At 56.1% G+C, this 18750-nt stretch carries 20 protein-coding genes and 2 pseudogenes; 16 read left to right on the top strand and 6 right to left on the bottom strand.

Translation table 11 applies throughout. The features are described 5' to 3' along the window. Positions 1-17: 17 nt before the first annotated feature. From J2857_RS26220 to lipA, 3 genes are all read left to right on the top strand, one after another. Entirely contained in the window at positions 18-536 is a 519-nt protein-coding gene (locus J2857_RS26220; protein ID WP_210012986.1) for a DUF1097 domain-containing protein, read from the top strand. 67 nt (positions 537-603) lie between these two features. Beyond that, positions 604-1302: a cysteine hydrolase family protein gene (locus J2857_RS26215; RefSeq protein ID WP_210012985.1), complete on the top strand. Its 699-nt coding sequence runs from the start codon at positions 604-606 to the stop codon at positions 1300-1302. 84 nt (positions 1303-1386) lie between these two features. Next, the gene (gene lipA, locus J2857_RS26210) at positions 1387-2379 is read left to right on the top strand and encodes a lipoyl synthase (protein ID WP_210012984.1); all 993 of its coding nucleotides are present in this window, start codon (positions 1387-1389) and stop codon (positions 2377-2379) included. A 187-nt stretch (positions 2380-2566) separates the two neighbouring features. Here lipA and J2857_RS26205 read toward each other — a convergent pair whose 3' ends face one another. Continuing rightward, positions 2567-3007, bottom strand: a complete 441-nt coding sequence (locus J2857_RS26205; protein ID WP_210012983.1) for a M20/M25/M40 family metallo-hydrolase — start codon at positions 3005-3007, stop codon at positions 2567-2569. A 303-nt stretch (positions 3008-3310) separates the two neighbouring features. Continuing rightward, positions 3311-3421, bottom strand: a pseudogene (locus J2857_RS31125) (ArsR family transcriptional regulator); the annotation flags it as partial. Positions 3422-3743: 322 nt separating this feature from the next. On the opposite strand from J2857_RS31125, the gene J2857_RS26195 reads away from it, so the two are divergent. Then, the gene (locus J2857_RS26195) at positions 3744-4082 is read left to right on the top strand and encodes a hypothetical protein (RefSeq protein WP_210012981.1); all 339 of its coding nucleotides are present in this window, start codon (positions 3744-3746) and stop codon (positions 4080-4082) included. A gap of 71 nt (positions 4083-4153) precedes the next feature. After that, positions 4154-5050, top strand: a complete 897-nt coding sequence (locus J2857_RS26190; protein ID WP_210012980.1) for a LysR family transcriptional regulator — start codon at positions 4154-4156, stop codon at positions 5048-5050. Positions 5051-5124: 74 nt separating this feature from the next. Here the strand turns inward: J2857_RS26190 and J2857_RS26185 are convergent, their stop codons facing one another. The 3 genes from J2857_RS26185 to J2857_RS26175 form a co-directional block, all read right to left on the bottom strand. Beyond that, positions 5125-7197, bottom strand: coding sequence for a pyridoxamine 5'-phosphate oxidase family protein (locus J2857_RS26185; protein WP_210012979.1), 2073 nt, complete (start codon positions 7195-7197; stop codon positions 5125-5127). A gap of 28 nt (positions 7198-7225) precedes the next feature. Then, a complete protein-coding gene (locus J2857_RS26180; protein ID WP_210012978.1) occupies positions 7226-7837 on the bottom strand; it encodes a glutathione S-transferase family protein in 612 nt (203 codons plus the stop codon). 132 nt (positions 7838-7969) lie between these two features. Further along, positions 7970-8452 (bottom strand): Lrp/AsnC family transcriptional regulator, encoded by a 483-nt coding sequence (locus J2857_RS26175; RefSeq protein WP_210012977.1) that lies wholly within the window; start codon positions 8450-8452, stop codon positions 7970-7972. Between the two features lie 95 nt (positions 8453-8547). Here J2857_RS26175 and J2857_RS26170 point away from each other — a divergent pair, with 95 nt between their 5' ends. From J2857_RS26170 to J2857_RS26160, 4 genes and pseudogenes are all read left to right on the top strand, one after another. Next, positions 8548-10029 (top strand): aminotransferase class V-fold PLP-dependent enzyme, encoded by a 1482-nt coding sequence (locus J2857_RS26170; RefSeq protein WP_210012976.1) that lies wholly within the window; start codon positions 8548-8550, stop codon positions 10027-10029. A 3-nt stretch (positions 10030-10032) separates the two neighbouring features. After that, positions 10033-10223: pseudogene (locus J2857_RS31120) on the top strand (MBL fold metallo-hydrolase); the annotation flags it as partial. 192 nt (positions 10224-10415) lie between these two features. Next, positions 10416-10592, top strand: a complete 177-nt coding sequence (locus J2857_RS26165; protein ID WP_210012975.1) for a hypothetical protein — start codon at positions 10416-10418, stop codon at positions 10590-10592. A 399-nt stretch (positions 10593-10991) separates the two neighbouring features. Next, on the top strand, positions 10992-11762 hold the full coding sequence (locus J2857_RS26160) for a sulfite exporter TauE/SafE family protein (protein ID WP_210012974.1): 771 nt from the start codon (positions 10992-10994) through the stop codon (positions 11760-11762). A gap of 317 nt (positions 11763-12079) precedes the next feature. On the opposite strand, the gene J2857_RS26155 is transcribed toward J2857_RS26160, so the two are convergent. Further along, positions 12080-13018 carry a LysR family transcriptional regulator gene (locus J2857_RS26155; RefSeq protein WP_210012973.1) on the bottom strand — a complete coding sequence of 313 codons (939 nt, stop codon included), beginning with the start codon at positions 13016-13018 and terminating at the stop codon, positions 12080-12082. Positions 13019-13113: 95 nt separating this feature from the next. Between J2857_RS26155 and J2857_RS26150 the strand changes: the two genes are divergently transcribed. The 7 genes from J2857_RS26150 to J2857_RS26120 all read left to right on the top strand — a co-directional run bounded on the left by J2857_RS26150 (position 13114) and on the right by J2857_RS26120 (position 18747). Further along, a complete protein-coding gene (locus J2857_RS26150) occupies positions 13114-13851 on the top strand; it encodes a class II aldolase/adducin family protein (RefSeq protein WP_210012972.1) in 738 nt (245 codons plus the stop codon). 23 nt (positions 13852-13874) lie between these two features. After that, positions 13875-14588, top strand: a complete 714-nt coding sequence (locus J2857_RS26145) for an SDR family oxidoreductase (RefSeq protein ID WP_210012971.1) — start codon at positions 13875-13877, stop codon at positions 14586-14588. A gap of 20 nt (positions 14589-14608) precedes the next feature. Further along, positions 14609-15292, top strand: a complete 684-nt coding sequence (locus J2857_RS26140) for a dienelactone hydrolase family protein (RefSeq protein WP_210012970.1) — start codon at positions 14609-14611, stop codon at positions 15290-15292. 4 nt (positions 15293-15296) lie between these two features. After that, a complete protein-coding gene (locus J2857_RS26135) occupies positions 15297-15842 on the top strand; it encodes an ester cyclase (protein ID WP_210012969.1) in 546 nt (181 codons plus the stop codon). A 72-nt stretch (positions 15843-15914) separates the two neighbouring features. Further along, entirely contained in the window at positions 15915-16880 is a 966-nt protein-coding gene (locus J2857_RS26130; protein ID WP_210012968.1) for a TRAP transporter substrate-binding protein, read from the top strand. 74 nt (positions 16881-16954) lie between these two features. Continuing rightward, positions 16955-17449 (top strand): TRAP transporter small permease, encoded by a 495-nt coding sequence (locus J2857_RS26125; RefSeq protein ID WP_210012967.1) that lies wholly within the window; start codon positions 16955-16957, stop codon positions 17447-17449. Next, on the top strand, positions 17449-18747 hold the full coding sequence (locus tag J2857_RS26120; protein ID WP_210012966.1) for a TRAP transporter large permease: 1299 nt from the start codon (positions 17449-17451) through the stop codon (positions 18745-18747). The genes J2857_RS26125 and J2857_RS26120 overlap by 1 nt, the downstream gene beginning before the upstream one ends. Positions 18748-18750: the final 3 nt, after the last annotated feature.

The raw sequence follows: 18750 nt of genomic DNA, 5'->3' as shown, positions 1-18750 counted from the left end.
CTTTAGAGGGTCACGTCATGCCTACAGTACTTGCAACAGCGCTCGGAGTCGGAATTCTAGGAGGGATCGCTACCTGGGGTTTCTTATCGATCGGGACCATTCTTATCTGGGCGGCCTTCGTCGCTTGGGCTTCCTTTTTTGCGATCGGCGGCGACAACCGTGCCGTCGGCCTCAACATCACGTCGAACGCCTTCGGGGTGTTTGTCGCCTGGATCGTTGCACTTCTCATACTCTCAAGCCCCGTTGCGGGCCTCCCGGCCCCAATCTGGGTCGGCCTGCTCGTCTTCATTAGCGTCGTAGTCTATATCCTGGCGTCTCCTTTTGCGCCGGTTTCTTCGGTTCCCGCCGTGACGCTCGGCTATGCGACGACGTTTGCGTATATCAGTCAGACGCCGGATGCATTCACATATGCCTCGCTGCTTTCCGCCAGTTTCAAAAACGTCCTGATCGTGATCATCGTCTCGATGACGATAGGAACGCTTTTCGGATATGCGTCGGCCAAGCTCTCTGCGGCTTTCGCAAGTAAGACAGCCTGAGAAGTTGCCTTGTCGCGCCTGGTCCCGGTCAGGCGCGACAAACGTTGGAATCCTGAAGGGGTGATTTATGAGCAACTGGAAAACTTCGCGACGTTCTCTCTATTACAAGGGTGCTCCCGAACCCGACGATCCGATGCTGGTTAGGGGTAAAGTCGCACTTCTCGTCATTGATGTGCAGAACACATACCTGGAGCGGCCAGACGTCAATACTCTGGAAGGGAAGGAACTCGAGCGTTTTTACGACTGGACACCGTTTCACGACCGAATGCACGGCCTGGTCATTCCCACCATCGCAAAACTCGTCCAGGAATTTCGCGCGCGGGGCCTGGACACGATGTTCGCGCGGATCGCCTGCCAGTATGAGGATGGCCGCGACCGGTCGCTAAGCCAGAAGAAGCCAGGCTGGAACAATCTCCTTTTGCCGAAAGATCAGACCCCATCGCAGATCGTCGACGAGTTGAAGCCGCTCCCGAGCGAAGTTCAGGTTACCAAAACCACCGATAGCGCTTTGACCGGCACCAATTTGCGTCTGATCCTTTCCAACATGGGCATCACACATGTCGTGTGTGTCGGCATCTTCACGGATCAATGCGTATCATCCACCGTGAGGAGCCTGGCGGATGAAAGTTTCGACGTGATCGTCATCGATGATGCGTGTGCAGCCGCTTCAGACCAGTTGCATGACCAGGAACTGGCGATCATGAATATGATCTACTGCAACGTGATGAATGCCGACGAGCTTTTAGCGTATCTCCCCAGTAACTAGCGGCCGCACGTTCTAAGCTCCGCCGGCAGAAGCTCAAAATGCCGCCGGCGGGATGGTTCAAGATCTTGCTGAAATGGAAGTCCAATGGTCACCATTCTCGACAGGACGGCTCTTTTCGAAGAAAAGCGCGTCCGCCATCCGGAAAAGGCACATCGTCCCGATACCGAGGTGATGCGCAAGCCCGAATGGATCCGCGTCAAGGCGCCGGTTCCCAAGGGATACCAGGAAACACGATCGATCGTGAAGGAACACAAGCTGGTGACGGTCTGCGAAGAAGCGGGCTGCCCCAATATCGGCGAGTGCTGGGACAAGAAACACGCCACCTTCATGATCATGGGTGAGATCTGCACCCGCGCCTGTGCCTTCTGCAATGTCGCGACCGGCAAGCCGAATGCGCTCGACATGGAAGAGCCCGAAAACGTCGCCAAGGCCGTCAAGCAGATGGGCCTGTCCCACGTGGTCATCACCTCCGTCGACCGCGATGACCTTGCCGACGGCGGCGCCGAACATTTTGAGAAGGTGATCTGGGCGATCCGTGCCGCGTCGCCGGCAACGACGATCGAAATCCTGACGCCGGACTTCCTGAAAAAGCCCGGTGCGCTGGAGCGAGTCGTCGCCGCCAAGCCGGACGTGTTCAACCACAATATGGAAACCGTCCCCGGCAACTATCTGACGGTGCGCCCCGGCGCCCGCTATTTCCACTCCGTCCGGCTGCTGCAGCGGGTGAAGGAGCTGGATCCGACCATGTTTACCAAGTCCGGCATCATGGTGGGGCTCGGCGAGGAGCGCAACGAAGTGCTGCAGCTGATGGACGATCTGCGCACCGCCGACGTCGACTTCCTGACCATCGGCCAGTACCTGCAGCCGACTCGCAAACACCATGCGGTCATGAGTTTCGTAACGCCGGAGGAATTCAAGTCCTACGAGACGGTCGCCTATACCAAAGGTTTTCTGATGGTTGCGTCGAGCCCGCTGACCCGGTCTTCGCATCATGCCGGCGACGATTTCGCTCGCCTCAGGACCGCGCGCGAACTCAAACTTCAAGTCGGATGCGGAAAAACAGCCTTTTCTTTGTGAGTCAGTATGAGTTACCTCATTTTACGCAATCGTTCAGCAAATTTATGAGACATAGAGGTCATTGATGATCGAGGATAACCTTGAACCAAACAAGGTATGGTCTGCCGCCCTCTCTGTCCTGTGGCCTGACTCAATCAGGCCGCTAGGAAATCCAATGCAGCTGCGGAAAGCACTGCTGCTCCGATTTTTAGCGTTGTCTCATCGACGCGGAAGCGAGGATGATGCAGCGGATAACTGATCCTACCTCTTCATTTCTGATCCCGAGGCGGAAATAGACCGACCGGCATTTCTCGCTGTAGAAAGCGAAATCATCCGCAGCCGTCCATCCCGGAGCATTCATCGTGTTTTCGTGACCGATCAGGGCGCCGCTCGTTCTGCGGATGATCTCGACCATGTTCGCGTCATTGACCACGGCAGGTTCACCGTTGAATTTGGACGTCAACGCTTGCTCCATGCGAGGCAGCCACACCTTCCAGGATTTCGCGCAGGCGCAGCCATGAGGACCGAACGGATCGATCTCGCGAGATACAATCTTCTGCAATTCGGCGATCATCGAGCATGTGTTGGTAATGGCGTCAACACCTTCGAAAGGATGCGCCGCGTGAGCCGAGTTGCCCCTTACGATCACGTCGAAAATGTCCGATGCGAGCGTATACGGTCATGCGCCAACCCAGATCTTTCCCGAAGGCATATACGGATCGACGTGGATGCCGAAGCCGCGTCGACATCGTCGAGCAGGCCTTCTTTGAACTACTCGATGACCGCCAAGCGGTTCCGCTTCTTCCGCTGGCTGGAAGATGAGCGGCACGGTTCCGCGAAAATTCTCTTTCTAACGAGCAAGCAATACCACAGTCGCGTATCCCATCGCCGCGTGGGCATCATGTCCGCACGCATGCATTACACCTTGATTGACCGAACTGTAGGGGCCCCATTCAATCGGCATGGACAAGCCCGCTTTGACACGATCCATCGCCACCATAGTCTTGAACCCCTTGATGTCGTGATTTTCGTAGAAAGATCGACGCGTAAAGCGCTCGCAATCTTATCGTGATATCGGATGGTGTCTTTCAGTTAACGAAACTAACCGACCCACGTTGTCTCAGCAACAGCAGGATTTTGCTAGAGATGTGTTTTATCCAACGGCAACGACCGCACTAACGGGCTCCGCTGCGCGACATTATTTCAGCCTATGAAAGAAAGTGTTGAGAAAAAACGATCTTCAGGTTTAGGCCTTGCGGATCTACCGTCGACGGAGTCTCGCCGGTACCACCAGCCGACAGATTTGTAATTGCTGAATGAAAAACAATGCGTTCTATCCGATCTCTAAAGATAGAAATTATGTAACGGGACGCGCGGAGAAAGTTATGATCAAGCGCCCTATTACAGCGGCCATGCGGTTACATGTTGAGTTAGCGCTCGCAGCAGCGCGACGCGATTCTGCTTTGCTCGATAAACTGAAGGCTGAAGCCACGAAAATATCACTGACCGGTGCGGAGATTGATGCCGCGGAACGGGGGGGTAGCTTTGACGTCATTATCGATAGCGCTGTGAAGTTTGTGTTGGCGGAATCTAAAAAAAACGAGCTCGCAATCACACATGCAGAAACCAAGTTAGCCACTCTAGGATTGCCACTACTTGCCGACCATCTGCGCAGCTTGCTCGATGAACTGAGAACCGCCCCTCGAAAACATGATCTCAGATAATGCATCCATCTAAGCGGTCCGATAATGGAGCGTTCGAACTGGGATATCCATAGGGAAAGAACCTCGAGCTCATGAACAAATGGCAAGCTATGACGGTTTTCGTCAAAGTCTCAGAATTAAAGAGCTTTGCTGAGGCAGGACGTCAGTTTCACATGAGCCCTCCTGCGGTCTCGCGCATCATCTCCGCTTTGGAGACGGAAATAGGGGCGCGCCTCCTCATCCGAACGACCCGCTCGGTGAAGCTAACCGAGGCCGGTGAACGTTATTTCTCGGATTGCCAGCGAATTCTTTCGGAAGTGTCTGAAGCGGAAGCGATCGCGGCTGGAGCATATAGCAAACCCACCGGAACTCTATCTGTAACGGCTCCTGCGCTATTTGGTACTCAATTTGTCTTGCCGATACTGACTGACTACCTGGATCTTTATTCCGACGTCAGAGGCCGGAGTCTTTTCGTCGATCGTGTCGTAAACATCGTTGATGAGGACGTGGATGTTGCAGTTCGCATTGGGCATTTACCTGATTCAGGATTTGCTGCAACGCAGGTGGGAAAAGTTCGGCGAGTCATATGTGGATCGCCAGCGTACTTTGAAAAGTGGGGCGTACCGACTGTCCCGAGCGACCTTACCAAGCATCGGATTGTTGCTACTACCAACGCATGGGCGTCGCTCGAATGGCGTTTCGGATGCCAGCGTAAGTCGGCAGTTCACATCAATCCTCGTCTCTTGTGTAGCAATAACGAAGCGGCGATATCTGCTGCAGTAAGCGGTTGGGGGCTGACGCGAATACTGTCGTACCAAATTGCCCCCCTCTTGAGTGAGAGTAAATTGCAAACCGTCCTATCCGACTATGAAGAGGAAGCACTTCCGATACACGTGGTTCATCCCGACGGCCGACAGGCATCTGCGAAGGTCCGGAAGTTTGTAGATCTTTCAGTGTCTCGCTTACGGGCGAACAGATATTTCAACTGAATGCTCAGCCAACTAGGTGGCTAGGACAGTCTTCGTATTTTAGGCCTCGCATACCAGGTGAGCTATTGCTCATCTCAGATATTTAGTTGCAATCCAACAGCTTTATCATTTCCGTTATTGGCGGGATAAGCACAGCAGATCAAGGCTTGATCGGTCCCCACGGAGACCAATGGTTTATCTTTGTAGGTGACTGCGCCCTCGATGATCCGCGTCGCGCATGTTCCGCAGGTACCGGCCCTGCAACTGAAGGCAGGAGAGAGACCCTGGGCTTCGGCGAATTCCAGTAGAGATCCGCTTTCGGGCGACCAGATTGCTTCTTTTGAAGACCCAACGAACCTCACTGGTACGGAATGCGTCGCAATTTCAAGCATGCTTTCGCTTGACGATCCGGTGTCTGCCGACCGAGATATTGATGCCGGACCAAAGCTTTCCGCAAAGATTCGGCTGTCGGAAACGTTGACGGATCGAAGCGCCGAATAAGTCCCCTGCATGAAAGACGGCGGTCCGCATAGATAGAATTCGTAATCATCCCACGGGAGAGAGCGTTTCAGGACGTCAAGGTCGATCCGTCCTACCGCATCGAAATTGACCCGAGACACCGCGCCGTCTGGATTGGTCAGCAGACGATAAATTCGAATATTACCTCCAGAGGCAACGGCCAAGTCGTCCAACTCATCACCGAAAGCCTGTTCAGCCCTCGATCGCGCCGAATAGAAAAGCCAAGTCCTACGAATACTCTGTTTGCGCACCCCTTCATAAACGATGTGACGAAGCATAGCGAGTATAGGTGTGATGCCGATGCCTGCGGCAATCATCACGGCGGGACGTGAGGCCGCTGCGTCAATTGTGAAAGCACCTGCCGGGGCCCGGACCTCGATATTCGCTCCTTCCGAAAGCCTGTGCAGATATTGGGAAACCCTTCCCTGACGCTTTACGCTGATGCGATACATGCCATCCGAAGGCGCTGCAGAAATGGTGTAGGTCCGGATCGTTGGCCCTTCGTCACCCGGCAGAGTGACCCGGATCGGCAGATGCTGTCCTGCTTGATGCGGAATTATCCCGGCGCCATCCGTCGGGGTGAGATAGAATGACCGAACAAGATCGTTTTCGTCGATGGCATGTTCGATACGGAACAAACGCCACTGCGCTGCAAGCGATTGTGCCCGCAGCCGTTCATCCACCTGCTGCCAATCCCCTGTCATAACTGCATTCGGGCTCTCACCGGATTCCCGCTTGATCCAACGAATAGCGAGTGCGCCTCTCCGCCGTACCAGCTTTTCCGGCTTGAAATTCCAAAAACGCTCCGCGCCTTGGAAAGCAACGATTTCCGCAGAGTCGAAGATGACTTTTGCTCGTCCGGTCATTTGCAGCATGTCACCATTGGAAAAATCGACAAATGTTAGACCCGCGCGTCCATTTAAAAGGACGTTGCCTAGCGTGTTGAAGAAGGTGTTCCCATTGAAATCCGGGATAGTCAGGCTACCGTCTTCATCTACACGCACGAAACCAGGCTTCCCGCCACGACTGGAACCATCTGCCTGTCGCCCGCTAGCATCCTCCGAGTAAGACGCGACAAAAAACGCGTCGGCAGAGTTGATCATTTCAATTGCGTCACTGTCCAATCTTGGGAGAAGTTCCACGTCCCCCACGAACGGTAGGCCCGGCTCGCGAGCAAAATAAAAATCTCTAAGTTGGATGTACCGGGGACAGTTTCCGTAACTTTGGACAACCTTAACGTCGAATCCAGCAGGGCCCGAATTCCCGACATCTCCATTAATTCGATTACGGCGCCGCGTGTTTAGTTCGATGCCCAAAACCCCTACAGCATCGCTATTGTTGAACCCTCGGTCGGCTGGATCAGAAGGATCCCGGCGGAACGAAACATTAAGGGTATAGTCGTCAGTCGCGCGGAGAAAACCCGGCTGCCCAGCGATGATCGTCGCCCACGGATCGCCTGCATCATCGACGGCACCCACGACGACAAAGGGAAGCTGTTGGTAGAAGAGACTGTGCTGCTCGATCAAGTGGTCCCGGATAAAACGTCGCCCAAGATCGGCGGCCTTCTCCACTACGCCTGCTTTCCTTTGAATCTCGAGCTCGCCGTTATGCCACGGCAATGGCTTTTCGTTATTTATATGGCTGTCCATTGCCGTGACTCCTTATTGGAATTTCTTGTTAGGCGGCTAGGCCGACTGGCGTCTTAACGAACGGTACGAAGCCCGGCAGTTGCTCGATTCGCATCAGCCATGCGCCGACCTTCGGATAAGCAGACAGATCAACATTGCCCTCGGGGGCCCGTGCAATATAGCTGTAAAGAGCAATGTCGGCGATGGTTGCATGATCGGCGGCGAGCCAATGACGCGCCGTGAGCTCTTGCTCCACGACCTTAAGTAAGTCATGAGCCCGACCGATGACTTCATCCGGGTTAAAATTCGCACCGAAGACAGTGTTGAGGCGGGCGGCGGCCGGACCGTAGGCTATTTGGCCTGCCGCAATCGACAGCCAACGTTCAATTCTGGCGGCGCCTACTGCATCCTCTGCGAGCCATTCAGTCTTCCTCAGCTTCTTGGCAAGATAGACCAGAATAGCATTCGAATCCTGGATGACGGTTTCGCCGTCGACAAGCACGGGGACCTGGCCGAAGCTGTTGAGTGCAAGGAAGGCAGCCTTCTTGTGTTCGCCCTTCACCAGGTCAACTTCGATCAGTTCAAACTTTTGACCGATGAGCGACAGGAAAAGGTGTGCGCGATGGGCATGACCTGACAGCGGATGATAGTAGAGTTTCATGATAGTGGATCTCCTTTAGAGCCGCCTCGTTGTGTGGCCGCTTCCGGAGCAGAATTTGCTGCACCATCGAAGGTTTCTGAATACGGATTCGAGGAAAGTGACTGTTCCGCAAAAGGTACGGAATGAACGTCATTATCGAACTCGATTCAGATCGACGGCGCGGTTGTTGATAATCGCTTCCATCGAGAAGAAACCCGTGACCGTCGCCAAATCGAAATTCGTGATTAGCTTCTGGTAGAACGTGTCGTAACCGGACATGCCTCTCGTCACCACCTTGATCAGGTAATCCCAATCTCCGCCGATACGATAAAAATCGATCACTTCCGGCAATCTCTCGACATGTTTGCGGAAATCATCGGCCCATTCTTTTGAATGGTGGCGCGTACGAACCATGACGAAGACTGTGAGATCGAGGCCAAGCGCGTTCAGGTTAATATCGCTATGCGCTCCTCGGATCATCCCGATCGAATGAAGCCGCTGAAGACGCCGCCAGCAAGCATTTTGAGAAAGCCCTACCGCCTCGGCCAGATCGCGCTGTGACAGGTTGGAGTTCTTCTGCAGGCATGTCAAAATCTTTAGATCGAAGCTATCGATTTTCTCTGCTCGTTCGTTCATATGATCCGACTTTTGCTAATTTTTGTAAAAATCAGGTGATGTTTTCGACGCTCGCGCGGAATAGATTCTGTGTCAATCTTATTTGGAGCCCGATTATGTCCGCCTTTGCCTCTCAATCGACAAATGCAGTTACCCCTCTTGATCATTTCCGCCATAGCCTCACGCAAGCAGATCTTATTTCTAGACTAAGCGAGGGGCTCGTCGGTTCGTCCGCGATGATTGATGGCCCCTATGGCCCCAAACGTCTCGTTTACGCCGACTATGTCGCATCGGGCCGGGCCCTTCGTCACGTCGAGGAGTTCGTCCTTGAAGAGGTCCTGCCTTATTACGCGAACAGTCATACGGAGGCGTCCTATTGCGGTGGCTTCATGACCCGCTTGCGTCGGGACGCGCGTTCGAAGATCGGCGAGTTCTGCGGAGCCGGCAAGCAACATGCCGTGATTTTTACGGGCTCCGGAGCCACGGCGGGCATCAACCGTCTGGTCAAGTTGTTTGGCGTAGAGGAAACTCTCGCCCGCGGCAAGCATGTCCGGGTCATCATAGGACCTTACGAGCATCATTCCAATATTCTGCCCTGGCGCGAGAGCGGGGCCGAAATAATCGAGGTGCCAGAAGTACCTGCCGGAGGCCCTGATCCGATTCTCCTTCAGGATGCCCTGAGTGAGGGTAATCCGGATCTCATCGTCTGCGCCTTTTCGGCTGCTTCAAACGTGACGGGCATTGTCACCGACGTTAAGTCGATAACGGATCAGGCTAAAAAAGCTGGCGCAAAAATCGTCTGGGATTATGCCGGCGGCGGCCCTTATTTGCCGATCGAAATGGACCTGGGCGACACGGCAAAGATCGACGCTATCGTCATCTCGCCCCACAAGTTCATCGGCGGCCCGGGATCGTCCGGCATTCTGATCGTGCGGCGTGACGCAGTGGTTATTGCCAAGCCTTCGTGGCCCGGAGGCGGTACCGTCAAATTCGTATCGTCTGGTTCGCACGATTATAGCGACAGCCTAGAAGCGCGCGAAGAAGCCGGTACTCCAAACATTGTCGGCGATATCAGGTCCGCCCTCGCCTTCATTGTAAAACACGCGATAGGCCTCCAAGCCATGGCAGTCCGCAACGAGGAATTGACGCGGAAGGCCTTGTCTGCCTGGAGGGACATTCCTCAACTCGAACTGCTTGGTCCAGCGCTTTCGAACCGGCTGCCAATCTTTTCGTTCCGGGTCAGAGACGGAAAGGGTGGCTACGTCCACCAGCAATTGATAACGCGCATGCTTAGCGACCGCTTCGGAATCCAGGCTCGTGGCGGATGCGCTTGCGCCGGCCCTTACGTTCTAAGGCTTCTGTCCATCGACGAACGTGAATCGGAGGTGCTGCGCCAAGCAATTCTGTCCGGTGACGAAATGAAGAAGCCGGGTTTTACGCGGCTAAACTTCAGCGTCCTCCTGTCCGACGACAAGGTAGACTTCATTCTCCAATCCGTAATCCAGCTAGCGAAGGAAGCAGCGAATTTCGAAAGAGATTACGATTTCGATGCGTCGCGGGCCATATTCTTTCCTCGGATGGCGCTGGCGGAGGCTTAATTGATGAACAGACCCGAGGTTGCGGCATTCTTCGATCTGAGAACTCGTCGGTTCAATATGTGGTGAGCGATCCTCAGACGAGGGATTGCGCAATTATTGATCCGGTGCTTGATTTCCACGAGAAATCGGGTTCGACCGCAACCAACGCAGATACTCTGTTGGATTTCGTCTCGGCGCAGGGGCTGAGGGCGGATTGCCGTACGCTAGGTTACCGGATCGCCCAGAGGCAGAGGCGGTGATGGTCAGTTTCGCCCACAGGAGATTGGCCACGTGGCGACGCGCATGAAAGTCGCCCTGAGTTGAGGGCCCAGGAAAGCCCTCGGCCAACCCTTTTAAGGCGAAGCACGAACAATAAAGCAATCCGACATTAGGAATTGCTAATGTAAATGGAACATCATGGAACACTTTCTGAACAAGCCGCGTATGAGTTGCTTGGTTTCTTTACCCTAACCGCCGAAGCCGTTCTTTCCCTTGTTAAAACAGACGGCACGCCGCTCGACATCGCAGTGCGGCGCTCCCTTATGTTATCAGGCTATATCGCTTTTTGCCGCTATCACCGATGAGCGTGTCGCTGTCTTTGAACCACTTTGTGGAGCAGGCCGGACCGAACACCCTTATCGGGGAGATTCGTCGATCATTTGACACATTAAAGCAGCAATCTAGAAAGAAAACGGTGAACATTTTCGACCTATCGCGGGTTACAGTCCTCGCGAAAACAAAGACGCCGGCAAGTCTGCTATCTGACCAGAAAGAGATACTCGGCCTCCGGGCGGGCTTTTTCGATCGTCGAAACTAGATCGGCAAATTTCACTGCGCACTCGTTGCGCTCGATTGCGAGCACTAATGATCATTTCGACAGCCTTCGGACTAGCCTGCTCAAGCCGATCAACACTGCTGTAGTTTTTGACTGCGAGCCGCAGTGAAGCACGCACGAATACCTCATTGACCGCAGGCTTTTGCGAATGACGCTAGATGTTCTCCATTATTTTCTTGGCGCCGCTTCTGGGTGCCTCGTCGGCTTCACGTTGGGTCTGTTCGGAGGTGGTGGCTCAATTCTCGCCGTACCGTTGCTTGTTCATCTGGTCGGGGTTGTCAACGTTCACGTAGCGATCGCAACCAGCGCTGTTGCAGTAGCTGCCAATGCTTTCATCAGCCTCTTGTTTCATGCTCGACATGGAACAGTACAATGGAAATACGCTGCGCTTTACAGTGCAACGGGGATGGTGGGAGCCTGGGTCGGTGCGGCGATTGGCAAAGCTCTTGATGGCGCCGATCTGTTGGCTTTGTTTTCGGGGCTAATGATCGTTATCAGTCTGAACGTGTTTTATCGCAGACACACCGTTAGCGCTGCGACTACTGGTTTCGTGGCAAGCAATGCGCCCAAGGTTCTGGCCGTGGGCGCCGGTACCGGAACGGTTTCAGGATTTTTTGGAATAGGTGGTGGCTTCCTTATCGTGCCCGGCCTCATCTTCGCGACCGGCATGGCAACAATCAACGCTGTCGCCACCTCGCTCGTCGCGATCGTAGCATTCGGCGCTACCACAGCCCTGAGCTACTCCCTGTCGGGATTTGTCGATTGGCCGCTCGCGGCTGTCTTTGTAGGCGGTGGGGCTGCAGGAGCTTTTTGTGGTTGCAGCGCGGTCCATATGCTTCAGCACCGGCGCTCGCTCTTGAATACAAGTTTCGCCGGGCTTGTGATGATCCTTGCTATCGCAATGCTTATCTGGCGGTAACCCGAGAAGTTGCTTCACCAATGCCGCTTTCAGTTGAGTAAGGCCTATTACCATCAGCGACCACAGTCCCGCAGTGACAGCTGCCAATTGCGAGGCAACGTTTCAACCATTTGTGACGACTACCTGCACGGTCCTCATTGCCAACATTTTGCGAATCTTGTCTTCCTGCGTGCCCCATTCCACTGACGATGACTGCGCCTTCAGTTCTTATCGCAGTGATGTTGATCGCATGTGTCCCAAGGATGTCCGGCCAGTTCAAGGCAATATCATCAAGGCGCGGCTAGTCCAGGATGTCCCTTGGCCGAGCGACAGAGACATCAGCCGCTCGGCCGGCCCTCTAACTGGGCAGAAATTTTCTCGGACAAAAATTCCATAAGCCTCTGTTGGAAACTCGACATCCTCTTATTGGGACGGCGAACTAGATAGACTGGCACTTTCAGCTCCATCCCAGGTGTCGCAACCTCACGAAGCAACCCGGTGGTCAGTTCGTCCCTGAGCGATGATCGGAAAACAAACGCGTAGCCGGCGCCAGCTTGAACCGCCTGCTTCAGGGATTCGGCGTGGCCAAATTCCAGGATGATACTACGTCGGCGGATTCCGTAGTGCTCAAGCAAACTCTCCTCAATCTCTCTACGTGGCATCCCTGCTTGCGCACTGACGAAAGGAAGGCCGGAAATTACGTCGGGCGTCAGTGGGCCCTCGAGGTGCGGAACGCGCTCCGATGTTACGAGGACCAGTTGGTCATCGGCGATGCGCTTGACGTCTAAACCTTCAACGTCATGACGTGGATCCATAATCGTGAACGAGTAGTCGCACACTCCACTGTGTATGGCGTCGGTGGCAGCCATTGGGTTGTACGCTTGAACCGAAATCTCGCCAAGCGGATGGGCGTGACGGAACTCGCTGACCAGCGCGGGTAAAAGATAGGAGCCGATCGTCATCGAGGCACCGATGGAAGCACGGCCTACGACCCCGCGTTGACTGTCTGCCATTTCACGTTCGAATTCGAGGGTACGGTTGATCAGTTCGCGGGCCCAGCGGTGTACACGTTCGCCGTCCTCGGTGAGGACGATGCGGCGGCCATTCTTCACAATCAGCGGCGTTTCGAACTTGTCTGTCAATCCTTTGATATGTGCTGATACCACAGGTTGTGTGATGTTCAGTTTCTGGGAGGCTCGCGAAAAGCTGTTGAGCTCTATCACGGTACAAAACACCTCCAGCTTGTGGATCGAAAGCTGCGAAACCAGCGACCGCATTCTATATCCTCCATACTATATAGATGGCCGAAACATATATTAGGATGTCTATATCGCGGCAAGTAATCTCTCTCTGCACAAAGGGAGGAGTTGCCATGCCGGCCACCGCGCATGAAAAAGATTCAATCGAGCATACGCTGACTGAGCTGATGCTTGCCAATCGGATATTGGCGCGAGAGGACATCATCGATGATTTTGGGCACGTCAGTGTGCGTAACCCTATCAATCCTCGCCGCTATTTCATCTCGCGGTCGCGTAGTCCAGCAAACGTAACACGAGATGATATCCTTGAGTACACGTTGGAAGGCGAACTCGTCGGCAACGACCCGCGCCGACCCTATGCCGAGCGGCACATCCATGGCGCGATCTACAAGGATCGTCCAGACGTTAACGCAGTTACGCATCACCACGCACGTGCTGTCATCCCGTTCACAATGGTCGACATCTCCTTGCGGCCAATGTTCCATATGTCGAGCGTGATTGGGCGGGAGCTCGGTTACTGGGACAGTCAGGCCGAGTTCGGCGATACTAATATGTTGGTCGATTCGATGGAGATGGGACACTCATTGTCCCGGGCGCTCGGTCAGAACCGCGTTGCATTGCTGCGAGGCCACGGCTGCGTGTGTGCCGCCGCGAACATCAAGGCGGTAATACGTGTTTCGATCGGCCTACGCGACAATGCGGAGTTGATCCTATCAACGCGTCAGCACGGCGAAATCAAGCCCCTCACGGACGGCGAGATCGACAAGGCTGGCGCCATGATGTTAGGCGACATGGCGTTGGCCCGGGCGTGGGATTACTGGGTTGCACGGGCTGGGTTTGCCGGTTTGTGAAGCGGCAGGGAGGAAGTAAAGGAATGAAGGGCGTTGCCATTATCACCGGCGGCACCGGCACCATCGGCGCCGCGATCTCGGAATTGTTTCAGAAGCGTGGCGCGACTGTCGTCGTGGCCGATCTCGACGAGCAGCCGGTAGCGAAGGGTCAAACCTTCATACGCTGTGATGTGACCGATCCGAAAAGCGTTGCCTCCATGTTCGCGGAAGCTGCCAAACTTGGCGACATTACCAGCCTTGTTGTTGCGCATGGGATCTTATTGGAAACCGTGCCCGGCACTGCTGACCCCGTCGCCGTCGGAAAGGTACTCGACGTGAACCTCAAAGGTTCAGCACTTGTGTGTGATCAGGCGTCGGCGCATTTGGCAGAGGGCGCGAGTATTCTGCTCTTGAGCAGCATGTCGGCCTTCATGGGCCGTGTCGTTGGGGGCTATGCCTATCAAGCGTCGAAGGCGGGCATCGAGTCGATGACACGGTCCTACGCGGTCGCCTTCGGTGCGCGTGGCATCCGGGTGAACTGCATCGCGCCGGGCTATATGGCACAGCCGATGAAGGGCGAAGGCTCAAAACTCCGCGCTCGGCAGGGCGGCAGCGATAAGGTGCGGGAGGCGACCCCGCTGAGGCGGCTGGTAACAGAGCAGGAGCTGGCGATGTCGGCTGCGTTCCTGTGCTCCGATCAAGCGCCGAGCATCACCGGTGTCGTGCTGCCGGTCGATTCGGGCCAACGGGCGTTTTGAGAACTGAGGAGGAACTGACGATGTCGCAGATCGAACTGAAAGCTTCCGACGGGCACACCCTCGGCGGATATGAAGCGAACCCCACGGGTAAACCACGCGGCGGCATCGTTGTCGTGCAAGAGATTTTCGGCGTCAACTCGCACATCCGCTCGATCTGCGACAGGTTCGCAGCCGAAGGCTATGTCGCTATCGCTCCAGCGATCTTCGACCGCTTCGAGCGCGATTTCGAAACCGGTTACACGCCGGAGAACGTCGAGCTGGCAAAGGCGCTGATTGCAAAGTTCGACATGGGCAAGTGCTTACTCGACGTGGCGGCCGCGCGCGAGGCGGTCGGCTCGGCCGGCAAGATCGGTATCGTCGGTTTCTGCCTCGGCGGGTCGGTCGCCTTCGCGACGGCGACGCGACTGGACGGCTTCTCCGCTGCCACTTGCTTTTACGGCGGAATGGCTCAGAAGTTCGCTGGCGAGAAGGCGCGTTGCCCGGTGCAGTTCCACTTTGGCGCCGACGACGCCAGCATTCCACCTGAAAACTATCTCGAGGTGAAGGCAAAGCAGCCGGGCGCCGAATTCTACGTCTACGAGAATGCCGGCCACGGCTTCCATTGCGACGCCCGTGGCAGCTACACGCAGGCCGCCTCGGCGCTTGCATGGCAGCGTACGCTCGACTTCTTTGCCAGGCGCGTCGCCGCAGGCCCAGGAGTTTGATAAAATGGCGGGACGCAATGATTTTGTGGACATCGCCCTGGATCCGCAAGTAGCGGAGCGGGTAGCGCAGTTCGACTATTCGGGGGACGTCATCAGTACCGGCGGGCCCGGCGCCGAACATGCCTGGCGCATGCTTTTGACCCACACCAGTGCCGAATGGAGCGGAGATGTCGACGCCACGATGGCGACGATGACACGAAACGACCCGTTCCAGATCATGTACGGCACCGGCCTGAACATTCGCGGGTGGGAGCCTGTTCGAGACTTCTACGCCGGACGGCTGCAGACCTTCCAGGGTCAAGCCTTCGAAGTGCGCCGCTGGGTTGTGTCCGATACCGTCATCATCGGGAACGGCTATTTCGTGAGCGCACCGAAGGGCGTCTTCTTCGGCGTCGAGACCACCGGCAAGCGGCTCTGCCTGCCGATGACCGTTTGGGTCCATTTCGAGGACGGCCTCATCAAGGGCGAGGCCGCCTATCTTGACGGGCATGAATTGCGCCATCAGATCGTCCATGGAACGGACCGGGAGCCGAGAGACGAGATATGGTGACGAGAGACTAACAACAACATGCACGGGTACCAATCAGGGAGGAGCAGTACCATGAAAGCATATCTTACAAGGTTGGCCAGCTTGGCCATAGTGGCTCTTACGGCAACCGCCGTGCAGGCCGAGACATTCCAGTTCGCTGGCGCATTTAACGACAAAGACCAATTCACAATCCTTGCGCGAGATTGGGCCGCGAAGGTCAAGGCAGCCACCAATGGCGCGGTCGCTTTCGACATCGTGCCCAATGGCGCTCTCGTGCCGCTGCCCGAGGCTCTCGATGGCATTTCGCTGGGTGTTGTTCCAGCTGGAATGGTGGTGGCTTCGTTTGTCAGCGGTACGATCCCGGCAATGGGGTATGCCGAGATGATCGACGGCCTGCCGGTGGATAATCCGTCCACCGGCGAGGCGATGAAGGCGATCTGGAACAACCTGGACGCGGTGTTCAACCAGCATGGTGTGACTGCATTGTTCGGTGCTCCTGCCTATTCGAGCGGCCTCGTCTGCCGGAAGGGCTTCCTGAAGGCTAAGGCCGATTGGGCCGGCAAGAAGATCCGTACCGCCGGTCGCTGGCAAGCTCAGCAAGTCGCCGCGATGGGCGCCGTACCAATGCCGTTGCCGCCCTCGGAACTCTACGTGGCGCTGCAGAATGGCGTTGTCGATTGTGCGCTGATGACGCCGTCCATCACCATGTCAGCCCGTCTCTACGAGGTAGCGCCCTTCTATACGAATACCGAGATGGCGGGAAACATTACGACCATCGTCATGAACCTCGACGTCTGGAAAAAGCTCCCGGACAACCAGCGCGCAGCGATCAGGAAGGTTTCCGACGAGATGATCCAGACTGCCGCCACGACAATGCGCGAAAGTGCCAAAAGCGGGCTGATCGACTTCGCCAAGACTGGCGAGGTGTACCAGCTTAGTTCCGATGAGCAGGCGGAGTTCGCGAAGAATACCGGACCTATCTTCGATAAGGTCGCTGCGAGCGTCAAGGACGCGCCAGGCACCGCGATGATCAAGACGCTCGCGTCGTATCGAAAGTAACGCAGCTGCTGCACGGGGCTAGCACGTCTATGTCAAGTAAAGGTTTGCGCGCCTTCGCGCTATTCGAGTCGGTAGTGAGGCGGCTGAACAGCCTCTTCGCTATCGTGGCCTGCATTCTCATCATGTTCATCGTGGCGGTGATTATTCTCGCGATTGTGACACGTGAACTGGGTGTCGCGCTTATCTGGGCGAATGATGTCGCGCAAATTGCCTTTGTCTACGTTGTGTTCCTGTCGTTCGGCCCCGCGCTGGCGACGGGCCACCATGTCACCGTCGAACTCTTCGAACCCTTGGTGCCGACCCCGTTGCGCCGGCATCTGGCCTCGGTTGCGGCGATTGCCTGCATCGTGTTCGGCGCGATCTTCCTCTATCAGCTCTGGAATCTGACCAGCCGCGCGATCGCCGATGATCGCATGGCGGTTCTGGCGATACCGGTCGAACTCAAGTGGATCCAGATAGCCGGTCCGATCGGCGCTGCCGTATTCTGTCTTACAGGGGTTCAGCAGTTGCTGGCCTCGTTGCTGCATCCCGGCGAGCAGGGTCGCAAAACCTCAGGAGGACACGCCTGATGGCCCTCCTCTGGTTTCTGGCATTCGCCGCTGCACTGGTTTTTCTGCTGGCGTTGCGTATTCCCGTCGCGGTCTCGATGGGACTAATCGGCATCGCCGGCACGATGGCCTTCGTGTCACCCGCCGCAATCGTTCAGCTCGCCAACGTCGCCTACTCGCAGACCAACAGTTTCGTTCTCGTCGTCGTGCCGCTGTTTGTGCTGATGGGTGAGATCATCGCAGTGTCCGGCCTTGGCGCCAGCCTGTTTAGAGCGGCTGCCGTTTGGCTCGGGCGACTTCCCGGGGGCCTTGCCGTCGGTACGATCGCAGCCTGCACCGGCTTTGCCGCAGTGTGCGGCTCCAGCCCCGTCACCGCCGCCACGATGGGGGCGCTGGCGGTTCCGGAGATGATCAAACACGGTTATTCCAAGCGCCTGGCGCTCGGCGCTACGGCGGCCGGTGGCACGCTCGGCATCCTCATTCCGCCATCGGTGCCGATGATCCTCTATGGCGTGATCACAGACACGTCGATCGGCAAGCTGTTCATGGCCGGCATCCTGCCCGGTCTCATGATGGCGGTGCTGTTGACGCTGACCGTCGTGATTCAGGTCATGCTGCGCCCTCAGGATGCCCCGCGCATCACCACAGTCGTGCCGATGCGCGAGCGTCTGCTGGCGACGGGCGAAGCGGCACCGATCGTGATCATCGCGCTGATGGTGATCGTGTCGATCTATGGTGGCTTTGCCACGCCGACCGAGGCAGGTGGCGTCGGCGCCGCTGCTGCGATAGCGGTGGCCCTGGCCATGCGCAAGCTGCGCTTTGCCGCCTTCCACATGGCGCTGGACCGCACGGTACGCACCACCGGCATGTTCATGCTCCTGCTGATCGGTGGCATCTTTAGCTCCTTCGTCCTGACCCGGCTCGGCGTGCCTCAGGGTATCTCGGCTTTCCTCACCAGCCTTGATGTCCCGCCTTGGGTCATCCTCGTCGCGATCAACGTGTTCCTGCTGGTCCTTGGCATGTTTATGGATCCGCTGAGCATTCTCGTAATCGTAGTGCCAATCTTCCTTCATACAGTGGTGGGGCTCGGCTACGATCCGATCTGGTTCGGCATCATCGTGACCATCCAGACCGAGATTGCTGCTATATCCCCACCGGTTGGCTTTAACCTGTTCGTTCTGCGCAGCGTAACGCCGGGCACCACCTTGCAGGATGTTACCGCGGGCTCGTTCGTGTTTATCGTGCCGATGCTGATTGGCGTCATACTGCTCATGGTGCTGCCGGACATCGCGCTCCTACTGCCGAACATGTTGAATTGAGGG

The sequence above is a fragment of the Neorhizobium galegae genome (genome assembly GCF_017877055.1).
Classification (GTDB): domain Bacteria; phylum Pseudomonadota; class Alphaproteobacteria; order Rhizobiales; family Rhizobiaceae; genus Neorhizobium; species Neorhizobium galegae_D.
This window is presented reverse-complemented; position numbering and strand designations above follow the sequence as displayed.

What these genes read in the sequence shown, in the direction of transcription:
- J2857_RS26120 (WP_210012966.1), top strand. Translation starts at nt 17,449, where the DNA reads ATGGCCCTCCTCTGGTTTCTGGCATTCGCCGCTGCACTGGTTTTTCTG.
- J2857_RS26220 (WP_210012986.1), top strand. Translation starts at nt 18, where the DNA reads ATGCCTACAGTACTTGCAACAGCGCTCGGAGTCGGAATTCTAGGAGGG.
- J2857_RS26170 (WP_210012976.1), top strand. Translation starts at nt 8,548, where the DNA reads ATGTCCGCCTTTGCCTCTCAATCGACAAATGCAGTTACCCCTCTTGAT.
- J2857_RS26190 (WP_210012980.1), top strand. Translation starts at nt 4,154, where the DNA reads ATGAACAAATGGCAAGCTATGACGGTTTTCGTCAAAGTCTCAGAATTA.
- J2857_RS26175 (WP_210012977.1), bottom strand. Translation starts at nt 8,452, where the DNA reads ATGAACGAACGAGCAGAGAAAATCGATAGCTTCGATCTAAAGATTTTG.
- J2857_RS26195 (WP_210012981.1), top strand. Translation starts at nt 3,744, where the DNA reads ATGATCAAGCGCCCTATTACAGCGGCCATGCGGTTACATGTTGAGTTA.
- J2857_RS26140 (WP_210012970.1), top strand. Translation starts at nt 14,609, where the DNA reads ATGTCGCAGATCGAACTGAAAGCTTCCGACGGGCACACCCTCGGCGGA.
- J2857_RS26185 (WP_210012979.1), bottom strand. Translation starts at nt 7,197, where the DNA reads ATGGACAGCCATATAAATAACGAAAAGCCATTGCCGTGGCATAACGGC.
- J2857_RS26215 (WP_210012985.1), top strand. Translation starts at nt 604, where the DNA reads ATGAGCAACTGGAAAACTTCGCGACGTTCTCTCTATTACAAGGGTGCT.
- J2857_RS26150 (WP_210012972.1), top strand. Translation starts at nt 13,114, where the DNA reads ATGCCGGCCACCGCGCATGAAAAAGATTCAATCGAGCATACGCTGACT.
- J2857_RS26180 (WP_210012978.1), bottom strand. Translation starts at nt 7,837, where the DNA reads ATGAAACTCTACTATCATCCGCTGTCAGGTCATGCCCATCGCGCACAC.
- J2857_RS26145 (WP_210012971.1), top strand. Translation starts at nt 13,875, where the DNA reads ATGAAGGGCGTTGCCATTATCACCGGCGGCACCGGCACCATCGGCGCC.
- J2857_RS26165 (WP_210012975.1), top strand. Translation starts at nt 10,416, where the DNA reads ATGGAACATCATGGAACACTTTCTGAACAAGCCGCGTATGAGTTGCTT.
- J2857_RS26155 (WP_210012973.1), bottom strand. Translation starts at nt 13,018, where the DNA reads ATGCGGTCGCTGGTTTCGCAGCTTTCGATCCACAAGCTGGAGGTGTTT.
- lipA (WP_210012984.1), top strand. Translation starts at nt 1,387, where the DNA reads ATGGTCACCATTCTCGACAGGACGGCTCTTTTCGAAGAAAAGCGCGTC.
- J2857_RS26135 (WP_210012969.1), top strand. Translation starts at nt 15,297, where the DNA reads ATGGCGGGACGCAATGATTTTGTGGACATCGCCCTGGATCCGCAAGTA.
- J2857_RS26160 (WP_210012974.1), top strand. Translation starts at nt 10,992, where the DNA reads ATGACGCTAGATGTTCTCCATTATTTTCTTGGCGCCGCTTCTGGGTGC.